This window comes from Pseudomonas sp. 2, from assembly GCF_056627435.1.
The window spans coordinates 155905-172004 of the sequence record NZ_JBWXNG010000007.1; the positions used below are offsets into that span (position 1 = coordinate 155905).

Below are 16100 nucleotides of genomic sequence, written 5' to 3' on the forward strand. Positions count from 1 at the left end.
CGGTACATCCGACGCATCTCTATCGCCCGAATGATTTTCGCGAATAAAGTGGAGCGCCACCCCGGTCGCTCCTACAGGTCATGTGGTCTGGGTCAGATCAACGCTCCATTGGCACGCAGGTCGGCGATCTGCTGTTCGGTAAAGCCATGCTCGGCCATGACCCGGTCCGAGTCGGCGCCGAACACCGGTGCGGCGAACGGTGCAGGGCCGGGCGTGCGGCTGAAGGCGATGGCCCGGGTGAAGCCCTGATAGCGGCCCACCACGGGATGCTCGAATTCGGTGATCAACTCTTCGGCCTGGCATTGCGGGTGGTCGAACATGTCGTCGACCCGCCGCGCAGCAGCGCAAGGCACCGCCTCGCCGAAAATCGTCTCCCATTCCAGCGCGCTGTGTTTCTGCAAGGCTTCGTGCAATTGCGGGACGATCAGTGCATGGTTGGCGGCGCGCTTGCGCACGCTGTCGAAGCGCTCGTCGCTCGCCAGATGGCCAAGGCCGGTCTTCTCGCACAGCGCCTGCCAGAAATGCGGGGTGTTGGCTGACAGGTACAGGTAGCCTTCGCGGGTCGGATGAATGCCGGTGATGCCACCGGAGCGCATGTCGCGGTCCAGCTCGCGAGGCTCGCTGTCGGCCCAGACCAGCCGCGCCGACTGCATCGCCAGGGCGCTGCGCAACAGCGAGACGCCGACTTCCTGGCCCAGCCCGGTGCGCTCACGCTCGAACAGCGCCGAGGCCACACCGCCCGCCACCAGAGATGCTGCGTAGTAGTCGACCACAGAGCCGTACAACACCTCCGGTGCGCCGTCGGGCTTGGCCTGGGCAGCGCACATGCCGGTCATGGTTTGCAGCACTTGATCGTAGCCAGCCTTGGCCTTGAGCGGGCCGTGCTCGCCGTAGCCGGTCACCGCGCAGTAAATCAGCCGTGGATTGACCGCCTGCAGTTGCTCATACGCGATACCCAGCCGCGCCGGGACGCCGGGGCGGAAGTTGTGGACCAACACGTCGGCCTGGCGCACCAATTCAAGCAGCGCGTCCAAAGCGCCCGGCGATTTCAGATCCAGCACCACGCCTGACTTGCTGCGGTTGACGCCCAGGAACGCCCGGCTTTCGGCGGCAAGCGTGGAGGGATATTTGCGCAGGTTATCGCCGGTGGGCGGTTCGATCTTGATCACCGTCGCGCCTTGGTCGGCCAGCAACGAGCAGCCGTAGGGGCCCGCGATATAGGCACTTAAATCAAGGACGGTGATGCCGGAAAGCGGACCGTTGGCGGCCTGCGGGGGAGTGTGCGACATGAAGCGTTTCTCCGATCTTGTTATCGCTGACCGGAACGAATTCGCGAGCTCCGGCAGCACATGGCGCCATTCTGGTCAGCGCGATCGAGAAATAAAATGCGTTTTGACTGGCTTTAGAATCCATAAAAAATGGATTCATCAGAGCCTGATCTGCTCGAACAGCACTTTGCAGAACACCTCGATCAAGCGCTCCTTGGCCGAGTTGCGCTTCCACAGCAAACCGATCGGTCTATAAAGCCCGGCCCCCGGCAGCGGGATTTGCGCCAGCTCATTGAGCTGCGCATGCATCGGCCGCCATTGCGGCACCAGCGACACCCCGAGGTTGCCTTTGACCATGGCGGCGATGGCGTCCAGTGCATCGATTTCGAAGCGTTCCTGGGGCTGGATGCCGGCCTGCAACAGATACCGGTCAGCCAGCACGCCGCCCCAGGAGCGGCGGTGATAGCGGATGAACGGCTGGCTGCGCAGCACTTCATGGGGATGCTGGTCGGCCAGGTGGCGCGGGGCGAGGACCACGAAAGGTTCGTCGCGCACCGGGCGCCAGACGAACTCCTTGGGCAGCTCGAACTGCGGCGCAACCATCATCGCGATGTCGGTTTCGCCGGACAGCACCTTGCGGTACAGCTCGGTGGAAAACGCCGGTTCCACATGCGGGTGCAAGTGTTCGTAATTGTTGATCAGCGTCGCCAATACGTCGGGCACCAGATAGGCCAGCGCCGTGGTGATACAGCCGATGCGCAGTTCGCCCGCGACGCTGTCCAGCGCGGCGATGGCCCGCAGCTCGCGGGTGCGTAGCAGTAATTCGCTAGCCGGCGCCAGCAGCGCCGAGCCCGCAGCCGTGAGCTGCATGTTGCGCCCGGCGCGGCTGAGCAGTGGCTGGCCGATTTCATGTTCCAGCGCCTTGATCCGCTGGGCCACGGCAGTGGGGGTGAGGTTGAGCTTGCGCGCGGCGGCGGCAGTGGAGCCCAGTTCGGCGACGTGCAGGAAGCTGTCGAGATAACGCGTGTCCATAGTCTAAAAATTCTGGATTCTAAACGTAGAAATACGCACTTTAGTTAGCTTTTGTGCTTTTGCAATATGGGCCATCCGCCGTGGGCCCCTTTCAAGGGCATCCCCGGCTTCCAAGAACAATGCCGGGTATGGGATCTGCTCCTGTCGCCCGGCGCGAGGCTGGCGCGCGTTGCGACGGGCCTCGTCATCGAGTGAATTGCCCATGCGCAGCAAACTGTTCGTCCCCGGATCTCGCCCTGAACTCTTCGAAAAAGCCGTGGCCTCGCGGGCCGATGGCATCAGTTTCGATCTGGAAGATGCGGTGGCCGAAAGCGCCAAGGCGACGGCTCGTCAGCAGTTGGCTGGTTTTTTGAGGGAACTTGCGCCCACCTCGAAAACCCTGGTGGTGCGGGTCAACGGCCAGGACTCGGCGCATTACGCGGACGATTTGCAGGCGCTGGTCGGCACCCGCCTGGACATCATCAACCTGCCCAAGGTCGAAAGCGCCGCGCAGATCCTGCAACTGGTGGCTGACCTTGAGCGTCTGCAAGCCGCGCATCCTTCGGCGGCCAATATCCGCATCCTCGCCAATATCGAATCCCCCCGCGGCCTGCGCCTGGCCGCTGAAATCGCCTGCGCCCACCCTCGGGTCATGGGCCTGCAACTGGGCTTCGCCGACCTGCTGGAGCCGCTGGGCATAAACCGCCGCGAGGCCAGTGTGATCCGCCAGATTCAGCTGGCCGTGCGCATGGCCGCCGGTGAAGCCGGTATCGAGGCCTACGACGCCGCCTTCGCCGCGATCAAGGACGCTGACGCCTACCGCGAAGAAGCCCGCTATGCCCGCAGCCTGGGCTTTACCGGCAAGTCCTGCATTCACCCGACCCAGATCGACATGGCCAACGAGGCCTTCCTGCCGGCCTTTGAGGAAATCGACCGCGCGCAGCGAGTGATCGCCGCCGCCGATGAAGCCGAAGAGGCAGGTATCGGCGCTTATCAGGTGGACGGGCAGATGGTCGACGCGCCGTTCGTGCTGCGCGCCCGGATGATCGTCGAGCAGGCGCGTCAGGCCGGGCTGCTGCTGTCCTGAGCACTGTTTGCTGTATCGCTGCACACCCTTAACAACAATAAAACGAGGTTCACATGCACAACGTCCAATCGTTGGCAAAACCCGGCGTCGCCACGCCTGAAGCCGGCCAGGCCACGCTCTGGCGGCGCCTGATGGAAATCCGCATCAGCTTCATTCCGCTACCGGTGTATCTGGTGCTGCTGGGGCTGGTGGCGGGGCTGCTGCTGACCAAGGAAATCAAGGCCGACCTGCCGACCATGGTGGCGATCATCGGCCTGGGTGGCGCCACCTGCGCGCAGATCGGCAAGAGCCTGCCATTCTTCGGCAAGATCGGCGGGGCGGCCATCGTCTCGGCGTTCCTGCCCTCGTATCTGGTGAGCCTGGGCTGGGTGCCGCAGGAGATCATCGCGCCGGTGACCACCTTCACCAAGTCGAGCAATTTCATCTACCTGTTCGTGTCGTCGGTGGTGGTGGGCAGCATTTTCACCATGGACCGCAACCTGATCATCAAAGGCTTCGCCAAGATCTTCGTGCCGCTGCTGGTCGGCTCGGTGCTGGCGCTGTTCGCCGGGATCGCGGTGGGCATGATCTGCGGTCTGGAGCTGCGTCAGGTGCTGTTTTTCGTGATCGTGCCGGTGATGGGCGGGGGCCTGGGTGAAGGGGCGATTCCGCTATCGGTGGGTTACGGCGAAATCCTCGGCATGGACTCAGGCAAGATCCTCGCGCAACTGCTGCCGATCATTCTGCTGGGTAACCTGTGCGCGATTCTGGCCTGTGGTGCGCTGGATCTGCTGGGCAAACGCTTCCCGCATCTGACCGGCAACGGCCGTTTGCAGTTGATGGAATTGCCGCAGGAAGAAACCGGCGCGGGGCTTGAGAAGGAGAGCGGGTTCGACGGGCAGACGGTCAATCAGGTGATCGCCGCAGGCATGTGCGCGATTACCCTGTACCTGGCCGGGGTGCTGCTGCATGGGCTGTTCGGCCTGCCGGGGCCGGTGTGCATGCTGTTTCTCGCGGTGCTGCTCAAGCTGTGCAAGGCGGTGCCCGAGCCGTTGGAATCGGGTGCGCGGGTGCTGTTCAAGTTCTTCACCACCTGCGTGACCTATCCGCTGCTGTTCGCCAACTCCATCGCCGTGACCCACTGGAGCGAACTGAGCGCCGCGTTCCACATCGGCAACGTGCTGACCATCGCCACCACGGTGTTGACCCTGGTGCTGACCGGTCTGGTGATCGCCCGCAAGATGGGCATGTACCCGATCGAAACCGCCATCGTCAACGGCTGCCACAGCGGCCTGGGCGGCACCGGAGACATCGCCATTCTCACCGCGGCCAACCGCATGCAACTGCTGCCGTTCGCACAGATCTCCACACGCATTGGCGGGGCGATCACGGTGATGGGGGCGTTGTTGATTCTGGCGAATCTGCCACCGGTTTGAAGGAAATCGCAGGTTTGCGCCCGCTTCTGGCCGAAGGCCGTGGGAGCCGGCTTGCTGGCGAAAGCGTCAGGTCAGACACCAGATCATTGAATGACCCACCTATTCGCCAGCAAGCCGGCTCCCACAGATGTGGCGGTTTACAACGTCGCCTTGACCTGCAAACCGACGATCAAGGTGTTGTCGATGTCCTCGCCGTAGAACGCACCCGGCTCGATGATGTACTGCACCGACGGACGCAGGGTCAGCCATGGGGTCACTTGCGCGCCGTAGGTCATCTCCACCAGACCTTCGCCGCTGGCCAGGTCCGGAAAGTCTTCGCCACGGGCCAGCGCTGCGTTTTCCTGCACGTCGCGGCTGCGCGAGTTGAACACTGCGCGGCCATAACCGATGGCGATGGTGTCGTTGGGGCGCGAGACGAACGGCTTCTTCAGCGCGAAACCGGTCGAGTACCAGCGGCGGAACGGCGACGCAGCAGCGCTGGCGTTGGAGAACTGGCCGAACATGTGCACGTTGCGGCCGCTGACGTCATCAGAATTCCACACCGTCTGATCCATCAGGAAGTACGAGCCCTCACGGCCGGCGACTTCCTTGTTGGTGCCGATGCGCGGGGCATCCGAAGTGTCGTAGTAATAGCCCACGCGGTACTCGCCGGGCATATCGCCCAGTACGTTGTAGATCGCCTCGATCGGCAGAATGTTGCCGGTGCTGTCCTTGGGCGTGACATTCCAGGCACGGCTGGAATCGCCGTTGCTCGCGGCGTCGACCTTGAACGCGGCGACCTGCACGGCGAAGTTCGGGTTGAAGCGGTATTTGGCCATGCCGCCCAGGTGCGCGTTGGGGTAGTTGCTCCAGCCGCTGCCGCCGGACATCGCCAGCGGGTGGCCACAGAAACCGGCGTTCATGAAGTTGCACAGGATGCCGGTGCTCAGCCCGCCCAGATCATTGCCCATGGCCATGTAGCCGACCTTGTAGGTGAGGTCTTTGGTGAACAGGGTGTTCTCGTAGCTCAGCTCGGTCAGGCGTGTGTACAGCCCGCCGTAGTTTTCCTGCACTGGCAAGCGGTTGCCGACCAGGTCGCCCGAGCCGTCGTTGCCGCGGCGGTCGTTGATGGTCAGCTGCACCTTGCCGCCGCTTTCCAGGTCGAGCAATTTGCCCAGATCGAACTGGGCGCCGAGCTTGATGTTCTGCGAATAACGGGTGCCGCGCTGCTTGCCGCCGTGGGCGTTGTAGACGGTCTCGCCGCTGTAGTCGCCGGTGATCTTCACCCCTTGCGCGGCCAGACGGCTGCGGCTGCCTTCCCAGTCGCCGGTCATGGTCGAGCGGTCCATCCAGTCATCGGCCAGCGCGGGCGCGGAGAAGGCCATGGCCAGTACCGAACCTGCGACCAGCGCCGTAGGAAACCCACGGCGAACGCCGGAATGTGCGGGGTGTAGCGAAGAATTGCTCATTGATCGACCTGAAATGCGAAGGCCGCCGTCAACGGGTGAGGGCGGTGGGAGAAAGGCAGCACGCGTGCGCGCTCGTCAGCGGGCGCTATGAAACCATAAAATGGACCAACCGGTTAATCCATTTTGACGATTGCGACTATCGTCGTAGGCCATGGTTGTGCCGGATCAGCCGTCGAGCTTTAAACCTGTGGGAGCCGGCTTGCTGGCGAACGCGGTGGGTCATTCAATGATGTGGCGAATGGCACACCGCATTCGCCAGCAAGCCGGCTCCCACGGCCTTCGGCCAGAGGCTGATCGTAAACATCCCACAATCCCGTAGCAGCACGGCTTGCCGGCGGGATCGATCTTGAGGACGCCGTCGCCGGCAAGCCGGACTGCTACAGGTGATGCGTTGCCTGAGAGAGTTGCTTGAACGCCGGCAACGCCGGGTTGTCATTGTCCCGCCGCGAAACCATGAACATCTCGGCGTGCAACTGCGCATCCAGCAACGGCCGGAACACCAGATTGTCGCTGTGCAATTGCGCGGCGGAGGCGGGGACGATCGCCACACCGAGACCGGCCTTGACCATGCTCACCACGGTGTGGGTCTGGCCCAGGTGGTAGACATAACGCGGCTTGACCCCGCGCAAGGCGAACAGCCCGGCAATGCAGTCGTAGAAATACCGGCCTTCGTCTGGCGCGTACATCACGAACGGCTGACCATCCAGCGCCGCCACGGCAATCGCTGCTTCCCCGGCCAGCGGGTGGCTGTCGGGCATGACCACCAGCAACGGCTCTCGGCTGATCAGCTGAATATCCAGCCCCTCGGCATCGTTGACCTGGCGCACGAACGCCGCATCGATGCGGTGCGCGGCCAGTGCTTCAAGCTGTGCGCTGGACACCATCTCCTTGAGCGTGAACTGCAACCCCGGCAATTCTTCGGCGGCGCGAGCCAGCAATTGCGGAATCATCTGATAGGCGCTGACCGCGGTGAAGCCCAGCGTCAGGCTGCCGGCCTCACCCCGCGCCAGACGCCGCGCGCCATCGGCGGCCTGGTCGGAAAACGCCAGAATGTGCCGCGCATCGCGCAAGAAGCCCGTGCCGGCAGCGGTGAGTTTCACCGAGCGGTTGTTGCGCTCCAGCAACTGAATGCCCAGCGCCCGCTCCAGCAATTGCACTTGGCGGCTCAAGGGTGGCTGGGTCATGTGCATGCGCGTGGCGGCGCGGCCGAAATGCAGCTCTTCGGCAACGGCGACGAAGCAGCGCAATTGATGTAGTTCCACGATTCAATATCCGCATCAATCCATACAGTCTCTATGTTAGACCTGAATCGTTCCCTGCTCCTATTATCGCGACGAGGTTGTACGACAACAAAAACAAGATGCCCGCCCACGAGCGGGTGGGAGACACACCATGCTCAGCAAAGCCCTTCCTGCGGACTATGCCGACGCGCAAGCGAAGGTTGGCCGTCACCGCTTCCTGATTCTCTCGATGATCTTCATCGTCACCGTGATCAACTACGCCGACCGGGCGACCATGTCCATCGCCGGCACCGGCGTGGTCAAGGACCTGGGCCTGGACCCGATCATGCTCGGCATGATCTTTTCGGCGTTCGCCTGGGCCTACGCGCTGGGGCAGATTCCCGGGGGCTGGCTGCTCGACCGCTTCGGCGCACGCCGGGTGTATGGCGCAAGCCTGGTGCTGTGGTCGGTGTTCACCATGGCCCAGGGCACGGTCGGCTGGTTCGGCCTGATGGGCGCGTCGGCGGCCATCAGCCTGTTCGCCATGCGCTTCATGCTCGGGCTGGTCGAGTCGCCGGCGTTCCCGGCCAACAACCGCATCGTCTCCTGCTGGTTCCCCACCAGCGAGCGCGGCACCGCCTCGGCGCTGTTCAACTCGGCGCAGTACATGGCCGTGGTGCTGTTCACCCCGCTGATGGCCTGGTTGACCCACGCGCTGGGCTGGGAGCACGTGTTCCTGTGGATGGGCGGCCTGGGCCTGGTGCTGAGCGTGTTCTGGTTCGCCCTGTACCGCGAGCCGCACTCTGACAAGCGTCTGAGCGCAAAGGAGCTTGAGTACATGCGCGAAGGCGGCGCACTGGTGGACCTGGAACTCAACCGCACCCAGAAAAAGGGCAAGACCAACTGGAACGAAGTCCGTCAGCTGTTCACCAGCCGCACCCTTTGGGCGATCTACATGGGCCAGTACTGCATCACCGCGCTGACCTATTTCTTCATCACCTGGTTCCCGATCTACCTGATCAAGGGCCGTGGCATGACCATCATGGAAGCGGGTTGGGTCGCGGCACTGCCCGCAGTCTGCGGCTTCTCCGGCGGTGTGCTGGGCGGGATGCTTTCCGATTTGCTGATCCGTCGCGGCGTTCATCCTTCGGTTGCCCGCAAGACGCCATTCCTGATCGGCATGCTGATGTCCACCGTGCTGGTGCTGGCCAACTTCACCGACGCCAACTGGATCGTCATCGCGCTGATGGCCATCGCCTTCTTCGGCAAGGGCCTGGCGGCGGTCGGCTGGGCGGTGCTGTCCGACACCGCGCCAAAAAACATGGTGGGCCTGAGTGGCGGCGTGTTCAACGGCATCGGCAACATCGCCGGGATCGTCACGCCGCTGGTGATCGGCTACATCGTCGCCACCACCGGCTCGTTCAACACCGCGCTGTGGTTCGTCGCTGCCCACGGCCTGCTGGGTGTGTTCGCCTATGGCGTGCTGGCCGGGCGCTTCGAGCGGGTAGAGGTGCGCTGATTCATTCACCCGCGGACTCAGCCGCGATAACGCAAGGCCTCGACCAGCAGGGCAAAGGCGGGCGAGGTCTGGCGGCGGCTCGGTCGCCAGTTGTTCAACCCGTAGCAGAAAGCATTGGTCAGCTGGATCGGCACCAGCAATCCAGCACCGATAGATGAGATCGATAGATTCATCGGAACAAGCGATTGGACGCTCTGGCGTGGGATCGGTAGCTTGCTCATCAACTGATTACGTCTTTTTCGGCGTTTCTGCGATGTGACTTGAAGTCGCACATCGCGCCTTCCAAAGGATTGGCGCCGTGCCCGCTGGCACGTTCGCGCATCAAGACCGGACGCTTGAACCCTTCATTAATCGTTGCCTGGCACGCGGCTCGACGCTGCGCGGTCGGCCATTGAGTGCGAGCTTGAAAACATGTCCATCAATACTCCCCAACAGATCGCCGAGATCACCATCGAAGCCGGGGTCAAGAAATCGCACCTGCCGGTGGCGGCGATCATGGTGCTGGGCTTCCTGGCCGGTGCCTTCATCGCGTTGGGCTTTCTGCTGGATATTCATGTCAGCACCATGATCCCTGGCGCGTGGGCTTCCTTGGGTAATCTGCTGGGCGCAGCCGTGTTCCCCGTTGGCCTGATTCTGGTCATCCTGGCGGGGGGTGAATTACTGACGGGCAACATGATGACCCTGCCCACGGCCCTGTTCGCCGGACGTATTTCGGTGGGCGCGGTGGTCCGCAACTGGGTGTTGGTGACGTTCGCCAACCTGCTGGGCGCGCTGTTCATCGCTTATTTCTTCGGTCACATACTGGGCCTGACCGAAGGTGCGTACCTGGCCAAGACCCTGGCCATCGCCAAAGCCAAGGCCAGCGCCGATTTCGGCCAGGCGTTCATCTCCGGCATCGGCTGCAACTGGCTGGTGTGTCTGGCGGTCTGGCTGTCGTTTGCCAGCAGGGACGTGACTGGCAAGATCATCGCCATGTGGTTCCCGATCATGGCGTTCGTGGCCATCGGTTTCCAGCACGTGGTGGCGAACATGTTCGTGATCCCGGCTGCCATCTTCGCCGACGCCTTGAGCTGGGGCGACTTCGTTGAAAACATCTGCGCCGTATTTTTGGGCAATGCGGTAGGGGGGGCAATTTTCGTCGGGCTGGCGTATTACGTGTCTTATTCAAGGTCGCTACCGACCACATCGACCGACGACAACGAGAACGCTGTCGTTCAGACGGTCAGCCAGAAGATCTGATGATGCTCTCGTGCGTGGGCGACACGCACGAAAGGGGTCGCAGCGAAGTGGGGCAAAGCGAATGCAGTCATGAGCAGGGCTCATGGATTGTGCTGGTCTCTGAGCCACGCCTGTCTGGATGTCATCGCGCCGCTGTCAGCGATTGACGTTGCGCCTGTTTGCCGAGGTGATGCGGCACTGGGCGGCGACCCAGGATATGCGATAGCGACCCTGCAAATGTCTCGCCGGCAAGCCGGACTGCTACGGGGCCGGGGGGCGTACACACATCCGGTGTACACCTCCATCTGCGTAGCAGTCCGGCTTGCCGGCGACAGCGATCTGGCGAACGCTCAAGACATCACGGCTGATACCGGTTCATGACGTAACGCAGCGAAGCCGGCAAGGTCTGGCCATGGCTCATGCCCTCGAAGCTGTGATACTCGAACTTCAGCCCGTCGATGCCCTTGAGCCGTTTGCTCAACTGCTGCGCCAACCGGTCCGCGCCTGCACCGGGCGCCGCCTGCGGGGTGGCGGGTTCGGCGCTGCCGCGCATCAGCAGCAGGCTGGCATGGGGCGTGTGCAACTGGCCGCTTTCTTCTTCGATCAGCTTCTCATCCCACCACAACGATGGGCTGGCCGCAGCGTAGTGGTTGAACAGGTGCGAGCGGGTGAACAGCGTGTGCAGCACCAGCAGGCCGCCGTAGGAATGGCCCCAGAGGGTCTGCTCGTGTTCGTCCAGCTTTACCTGTTGTTCCACCCGCGGGCGAATCCGGTCGCGCACCAAATCAAGAAAGGCATCCGCGCCGCCGCTGGGCACCTGGGTCAGCGGGTCCTGCTGAAGCGTGGTGCCCCGGCGTTGCGGGGTGTAGTCCAGGGTGCGTGCCGTGCGCTCGATGCGCTGCGGCGTCTGGTAGCCGATGGCGACCAACAGGGGCGCGCGTCCTTGCGCGAGTTTGTTCAGTGCGCTGTCGTCCAGCGCGCCGATCGCCGCGTTGCCGTCGAGCATCCACAGCGAGGGATAACCCTGGGCAGGTGCAGGCGTGCGCGGTTGGCCGATCCAGATGCGGTAGTGGCGCTGGCCGTCCACCGAGTCCAGATCGAACGAGTTGAAGCGGTAGGGCAGGTCCTGGCGTTGCAGGATCTGCGTGTTCATCGGCTCATCCGGCGCGGGCCGCGCCAGGGTGGTCAACCCCGGCGCGGCGAGCAGCAGGACGAGCGCCAGAGGTCTCATCAGGGCATTCATCAGGCAGTCTCGTGGTTGTCAGAACGATGCGGTCAGGCTGGTATAGAGCGTGCGGCCCGGCTCGTTGTAGGTCGCGGCACCGGCGCCGTCGATGTTGGTCACGCCCTGGGCGTTGCCCTCGCGGAACAGGCGCTTGTCGAACAGGTTGTCGATGCCGGTGGTCAGGCTCAGGTTCTTGGTGATCGCGTAGGTGCCGCTGACGCCGACGATGGCGTAGGGCGACAGCTGATTGTTCGAGCTGCCGGTCACGCGGTTGCCGTGGTAGTCGTATTTTTTCGGTTTTTGCTTGCCGTACCACGCCACGCTGGTCTGGAACGACAGGTCGTTGGTGGCCTGCCAGTCGAGCATCGAATTGAGGGTGTACTTGGGCGTCACCGACAGTACGTCGCCGGTTTCCTTGTTCTTCGATTGCAGCATGTAGGTGAAGTTGTTGTTCCAGGTCAGTTCTTCTGCCAGCGGAATGGTCAGCGTGCCTTCCAGACCTTCGACCAGCGCCTTGGGCACGTTGTCCCACTGGTAAACCGCGGCGTTGGCGTAGGTGCCGGTGCCACCGGTGGCGCTGCCGACCGGGGACAGGCCCGACTCGATCTTGTTCTTGTAGTCGTTGCGGAAGTAGGTCAGGCCCGCGACCCAGCCGTTGGCCTTGTACTCGATGCCCAGTTCCTTGTTGACGCTGGTCTCGGCCTTGAGGCTGTCATTGCCTTGCAGGTAGCAGCTGGTGGTCTGGCCATAGCAACCCTGGCCACGGCTGTAGAGCAGGTAGTTGGGGTTGAGCTGGTACAGGTTCGGCGCCTTGTAGGCACGGGCGATACCGGCCTTGAGGGTCAGGGTGTCGGTCAGCGCGTGCGACAGGTTCAGCGACGGGCTCCAGTTGTCACCGACGATGTCGTGGTGATCGAAGCGCAGGCCCGGGGTGAGCATGGTGCCGGGGGCCAGTTCGATGTTGTCTTCGGCGAACAGCGAGAAGATGTGCGCCTCGGAGGTGGTGTCGCGGCCGGTGCTGGTCAGGCCGGTGACGGCGCCGCCTTCGCTGGTGGTCTGGGTGTTGGCGCTCGGGTCGTCGAGCTTCTGCTCGACCCACTCGCTGCCCAGGGTCAGGGTCTGGTCCAGGCCTGCGTGCAGCGGCAGGTTGACCTCGCCGTGGGCGGTCAGGTCGTGCAGGGTCGCGGTGTAGAAATCGCTGTTGCTGAAGATGCCTTCGGTGCCGCCGGCCAGGCCTTCGTTGATCCGCGTGTTGCGGGTCTTTTCATATTGCAGGTAGGCCAGGCTGGTGCCGAAATCCCAGTCGCCGCGATGGGTAATCGAATACGTCTCGCGGTAGCTGCGGTTGGTCTCGTGGCCCAGCAGGCTTTTCACCGTGGCGTTGCTGTTGGTGTTCTGGGTATCGCCGGTGTAGATGTTGCCCTGGCGGCTGAAGCCCGCTTCGAAGTCCAGGGTCTGCTCTGGCGTCAGATGCCAGCTCAGCAAGCCGTTGACGTCCTTGTTGCGCACGCCTTCGCGCCCGGACGGCAGGGTGCCGATCTGGTTGCCGGTGCGGGTCGATTCGTGGCCTTGGTTGATGTCGGCGTCGTCAGCGTCGGTTTTCGCGACGTTGCCGTAGACCCGGTAGCTCAGGGTGTCGGTCAGCGGGCCGCTGAGGCCGAAGTTCATGCGCTTGGTGGCGCCTTCGTCCTTGTGGGTCGGGAACGAGGTGTAGACCGTCGCGCTGCCGTGGGTCTCGGCACCAGCCTTTTTGGTGATGATGTTGATCACGCCGCCTGCCGCGCCGTTGCCATAGCGCGCCGCCGCCGGGCCACGAATGACTTCGATGCGCTCAACCTGGTCGGCCGGCACCCAGTTGGTGTCGCCACGGCTGTCACGTTCGCCACGCCAGCCGTAACGCACCGAGTTGCGGCTGCCGACGGGTTTGCCGTCGACCAGGATCAAGGTGTTCTCCGGGCCCATGCCGCGAATGTCGATCTGGCGGTTGTTGCCGCGCTGGCCGCTGCTGGAGTTGCCGGTCAGGTTCACCCCCGGCATGGTGCGGATGATCTGCGACAGATCGTTCGCCGGTGGGCGCTTCTTGATGTCCTCGGCGGTGATCACCGACACCCCCGGCGCCTGTTTGATTTCTTCCTCGGCGGTGGCGACCACGTTCTGGTCAGGCAACTGGAGGGCGGTGGACGGCTCGGGTTGAGCGGCAGCGTGAACGGCGGTCGTCAGCAGGCAGCTGGACAGCAGCAGGAAAGGGGCAAGGGCGGGCAGGGGGCGCAACGACATCGATGATCTCCGAAGGAACGACATGACGCAGGAAGATCACGAATGATAATGACTGCTTTTTGCGAGTAAAGCGCATTAACTTTCTAAACACTTTGGCCAGGCGGATATCCGTCCCGTAGCAGTCCGGCTTGCCGGCGGCGATCTTAAGGACGCCCCGCCGGCAAGCCGTGCTGCTACGGGATTTTCTGTGTGGTCGGGGTCGGCTTCTGGCCGAAGGCCGTGGGAGCCGGCTTGCTGGCGAATGCAGAGTGTCAGGCACAGTAGCTTGAGGATGACACACCGCATTCGCCAGCAAGCCGGCTCCCACAGGTATGAGGCTTGCAAGCTCGCGTTATTTAGTTCCCGGCAACGTCATATGCATGATCAACCCCGGCGATCCATTGCTGGCCCACAAGCGGCCACCCTGCAATTGCACCGCGCGGCGGGCGATGGCCAGGCCCAGGCCGAAGCCTTCGCTGCTGTTGTCCAGGCGCTGGTAGGGCACGAAGATGGTTTCCAGATCTGTCTCGGGCACGCCCGGCCCTTCATCCTGCAAACACAGATGCCAGTGCTCGTCCTCGCGCCAACCCGACAGGGTGATCGTGCCTTCGGGCGGGGAAAAACGGATGGCGTTGCGCAACAGGTTTTCCAGCGCCTGGGCGACGCTGTCCAGATGCACCTGCACCCGGCAATCGGTGTCCAGCAGGCAGATCAGGCGCCGGGGCGACCAGCCGCTCTCGAAACAGGCGTCTTCGCACAGCGCTTCCCAGACCGACAGCATCAACACCGGCTCGGTGGGCAGTTGCGGGCGCTCGGTGTCCATCCACGCCAGGTCCAGCGTGTCTTCCAGCAGCCGCTGCATGTCGCCGATTTCCCGGTCCAGCCGCTCGCGCAATTGCTCGGGCGGCAACTCGCTGTCGTGGGCGATGCGCAGGCGTGCCAGCGGCGTGCGCAGTTCGTGGGACAGGGTGCGCAGCAGCAGACGCTGCTGGTTCAGGCTCTGGCGCAGCCGCTCGGCCATGTGCTCGAAGGCGCTGGCCAGTTCACCCAGTTCGTCGCGTCGATGCATCAGCGGCAGACCGGGGCCGTCGCTGTCCAGGTCGTCGGCCTTGAGGCTGTCGGCGCGGTCGCGCAGGCGGTTGAGCGGCACCACCAGATGGCGGTAGATCAACAAACCGAGCAGCGCCGCCAGCAGCGTCGGCATGACCCCATGGCTCAGCACGTGGGTCCAGGGCGTCAAACCGCTCGGCAGTAGGCGTTCGGGCAGTTGCATGACCAGTCGGCCTTGCTCTGGCGTGTCCGGAAATTCGATGCTGACGAAGGGCAGCTCATCCTGCAGGCGCCGGCTCATGGGCCAGTGCAGCATGCGCATGAACGTCAGGTGGCTGGCTTCGACGGCCGTCAGCGGCGTGGTGCCGAGGCTCTGCAAATGCGGGCCGATAACCGCCACCCAAGTGTTCTCTTGTTCCGACAGCCGATGGCGAAACTGCTCCACGCCTACTGCGCCCTGATCACGCCAGGCCTGCTCGGCCTGCTGCGCGTAGCGGGCCAGGTATTGCTGGTCGGCCTGATCGAGAAAGTAGGTGCTGCGCTCGGCCGACAGGCCCCAGGTCCAGATGATCCAGGTCAGCAGCAGGCAGAAGGAAATCTGCAGAAGCGCGAGCTTCCACAGCAGCGGGTGACGGCGCATCAGGCGCTGTCCGTGTCGAGCAGAATGTAGCCCTGGCCGCGCACCGCCTGGATCTGTAGATGCTGGATACCGATGGCCAGCAGCTTGCGCCGCAGGTTGCAGACATGCACATCCAGCCCGCGGTCCAGCCGCGTGTAAATGCGGTGCAGCACGTGCTGATAGAGGAACGCTTTGCTCAGCGCCTCGCCTCGTTGTTCGCGCAGGGTCATCAGCAGGCGGTACTCGGAGCCGGTCAGGCCCGCGCGCATCTGCTGATGCACGACGTCCTGCAGTTGCTCGTCGAACTGCACCGCGCCGTCATTGGCCGGCGGGGCTGTCCGGGCATTTGCCTGCATCCGCGCCACCCGCCGCAGCAGCGCGTTGGCCCGGGCATCGAGCTCGGCGAGGCTGAACGGCTTGGGCAGGTAATCATCGGCGCCGCGGGTGAAACCGGTGATGCGGTCCTGCTCCGCGCCCAGCGCGGACATCAGCATGACCGGCGTCTCGCCCCGGTTGCGCAGGGTTTCCAGCAGCGCCAGGCCATCGGGACCGGGCAGCATGATGTCCAGCAGCACCAGATCGAAATGCCCGGTATTCACGGCCGCCAACCCTTGGTTGCCGCACTGGCAGGCGGTGACGTTGAAGCCGCGTTTTTGAAAATGCCGGTCGAGATCCTGACGCAGGCGCGCGTCGTCTTCGACCAGCAACAGGGTAGGGGTCATGGGTTGAATGCTTTGATGAGAATGAATCGCGGTTGCGAATAT

Annotated in this window: 13 protein-coding genes; 4 read left to right on the forward strand and 9 right to left on the reverse strand. The window is 63.5% G+C overall.

Going from position 1 to position 16100, the window contains the following annotated elements:
- Positions 1 to 92: 92 nt before the first annotated feature.
- Positions 93 to 1289: a CaiB/BaiF CoA transferase family protein gene (locus tag AC1MEK_RS13870; protein WP_480396853.1), complete on the reverse strand. Its 1197-nt coding sequence runs from the start codon at positions 1287 to 1289 to the stop codon at positions 93 to 95.
- 138 nt (positions 1290 to 1427) lie between these two features.
- Entirely contained in the window at positions 1428 to 2300 is an 873-nt protein-coding gene (locus AC1MEK_RS13875) for a LysR substrate-binding domain-containing protein (RefSeq protein ID WP_480396854.1), read from the reverse strand.
- Positions 2301 to 2502: 202 nt separating this feature from the next.
- Between AC1MEK_RS13875 and AC1MEK_RS13880 the strand changes: the two genes are divergently transcribed.
- Positions 2503 to 3366: an HpcH/HpaI aldolase/citrate lyase family protein gene (locus AC1MEK_RS13880; protein ID WP_480396855.1), complete on the forward strand. Its 864-nt coding sequence runs from the start codon at positions 2503 to 2505 to the stop codon at positions 3364 to 3366.
- Positions 3367 to 3419: 53 nt separating this feature from the next.
- Positions 3420 to 4781: a 2-hydroxycarboxylate transporter family protein gene (locus AC1MEK_RS13885; RefSeq protein ID WP_480396856.1), complete on the forward strand. Its 1362-nt coding sequence runs from the start codon at positions 3420 to 3422 to the stop codon at positions 4779 to 4781.
- A 137-nt stretch (positions 4782 to 4918) separates the two neighbouring features.
- Here AC1MEK_RS13885 and AC1MEK_RS13890 read toward each other — a convergent pair whose 3' ends face one another.
- Together AC1MEK_RS13890 and AC1MEK_RS13895 are read right to left on the reverse strand one after the other, a co-directional pair.
- Entirely contained in the window at positions 4919 to 6145 is a 1227-nt protein-coding gene (locus tag AC1MEK_RS13890; protein WP_480397026.1) for a carbohydrate porin, read from the reverse strand.
- A 461-nt stretch (positions 6146 to 6606) separates the two neighbouring features.
- On the reverse strand, positions 6607 to 7491 hold the full coding sequence (locus AC1MEK_RS13895; protein WP_480396857.1) for a LysR family transcriptional regulator: 885 nt from the start codon (positions 7489 to 7491) through the stop codon (positions 6607 to 6609).
- A 130-nt stretch (positions 7492 to 7621) separates the two neighbouring features.
- Between AC1MEK_RS13895 and AC1MEK_RS13900 the strand changes: the two genes are divergently transcribed.
- A complete protein-coding gene (locus AC1MEK_RS13900) occupies positions 7622 to 8968 on the forward strand; it encodes an MFS transporter (RefSeq protein WP_480396858.1) in 1347 nt (448 codons plus the stop codon).
- Between the two features lie 17 nt (positions 8969 to 8985).
- Here the strand turns inward: AC1MEK_RS13900 and AC1MEK_RS13905 are convergent, their stop codons facing one another.
- Positions 8986 to 9141, reverse strand: a complete 156-nt coding sequence (locus tag AC1MEK_RS13905) for a hypothetical protein (protein ID WP_480396859.1) — start codon at positions 9139 to 9141, stop codon at positions 8986 to 8988.
- 238 nt (positions 9142 to 9379) lie between these two features.
- Between AC1MEK_RS13905 and AC1MEK_RS13910 the strand changes: the two genes are divergently transcribed.
- Positions 9380 to 10207, forward strand: a complete 828-nt coding sequence (locus AC1MEK_RS13910) for a formate/nitrite transporter family protein (RefSeq protein ID WP_480396860.1) — start codon at positions 9380 to 9382, stop codon at positions 10205 to 10207.
- A 337-nt stretch (positions 10208 to 10544) separates the two neighbouring features.
- Here the strand turns inward: AC1MEK_RS13910 and AC1MEK_RS13915 are convergent, their stop codons facing one another.
- The 4 genes from AC1MEK_RS13915 to AC1MEK_RS13930 form a co-directional block, all read right to left on the reverse strand.
- Positions 10545 to 11429 (reverse strand): alpha/beta hydrolase, encoded by an 885-nt coding sequence (locus AC1MEK_RS13915; RefSeq protein ID WP_480396861.1) that lies wholly within the window; start codon positions 11427 to 11429, stop codon positions 10545 to 10547.
- Between the two features lie 18 nt (positions 11430 to 11447).
- Complete coding sequence (locus AC1MEK_RS13920) at positions 11448 to 13688, reverse strand: TonB-dependent siderophore receptor (RefSeq protein ID WP_480396862.1); 2241 nt, start codon at positions 13686 to 13688, stop codon at positions 11448 to 11450.
- A gap of 331 nt (positions 13689 to 14019) precedes the next feature.
- Complete coding sequence (locus tag AC1MEK_RS13925) at positions 14020 to 15357, reverse strand: HAMP domain-containing sensor histidine kinase (protein ID WP_480396863.1); 1338 nt, start codon at positions 15355 to 15357, stop codon at positions 14020 to 14022.
- Positions 15357 to 16058, reverse strand: coding sequence for a response regulator transcription factor (locus tag AC1MEK_RS13930; RefSeq protein ID WP_480396864.1), 702 nt, complete (start codon positions 16056 to 16058; stop codon positions 15357 to 15359). The genes AC1MEK_RS13925 and AC1MEK_RS13930 overlap by 1 nt, the downstream gene beginning before the upstream one ends.
- Positions 16059 to 16100: the final 42 nt, after the last annotated feature.

Excerpts from the sequence above, each read along its gene's own strand:
- AC1MEK_RS13870 (WP_480396853.1), bottom strand. The coding sequence starts at position 1,289 with ATGTCGCACACTCCCCCGCAGGCCGCCAACGGTCCGCTTTCCGGCATC.
- AC1MEK_RS13875 (WP_480396854.1), bottom strand. The coding sequence starts at position 2,300 with ATGGACACGCGTTATCTCGACAGCTTCCTGCACGTCGCCGAACTGGGC.
- AC1MEK_RS13880 (WP_480396855.1), top strand. The coding sequence starts at position 2,503 with ATGCGCAGCAAACTGTTCGTCCCCGGATCTCGCCCTGAACTCTTCGAA.
- AC1MEK_RS13885 (WP_480396856.1), top strand. The coding sequence starts at position 3,420 with ATGCACAACGTCCAATCGTTGGCAAAACCCGGCGTCGCCACGCCTGAA.
- AC1MEK_RS13890 (WP_480397026.1), bottom strand. The coding sequence starts at position 6,145 with ATGGCCTTCTCCGCGCCCGCGCTGGCCGATGACTGGATGGACCGCTCG.
- AC1MEK_RS13900 (WP_480396858.1), top strand. The coding sequence starts at position 7,622 with ATGCTCAGCAAAGCCCTTCCTGCGGACTATGCCGACGCGCAAGCGAAG.
- AC1MEK_RS13905 (WP_480396859.1), bottom strand. The coding sequence starts at position 9,141 with ATGAATCTATCGATCTCATCTATCGGTGCTGGATTGCTGGTGCCGATC.
- AC1MEK_RS13910 (WP_480396860.1), top strand. The coding sequence starts at position 9,380 with ATGTCCATCAATACTCCCCAACAGATCGCCGAGATCACCATCGAAGCC.
- AC1MEK_RS13915 (WP_480396861.1), bottom strand. The coding sequence starts at position 11,429 with ATGAATGCCCTGATGAGACCTCTGGCGCTCGTCCTGCTGCTCGCCGCG.
- AC1MEK_RS13920 (WP_480396862.1), bottom strand. The coding sequence starts at position 13,688 with ATGTCGTTGCGCCCCCTGCCCGCCCTTGCCCCTTTCCTGCTGCTGTCC.
- AC1MEK_RS13925 (WP_480396863.1), bottom strand. The coding sequence starts at position 15,357 with ATGCGCCGTCACCCGCTGCTGTGGAAGCTCGCGCTTCTGCAGATTTCC.
- AC1MEK_RS13930 (WP_480396864.1), bottom strand. The coding sequence starts at position 16,058 with ATGACCCCTACCCTGTTGCTGGTCGAAGACGACGCGCGCCTGCGTCAG.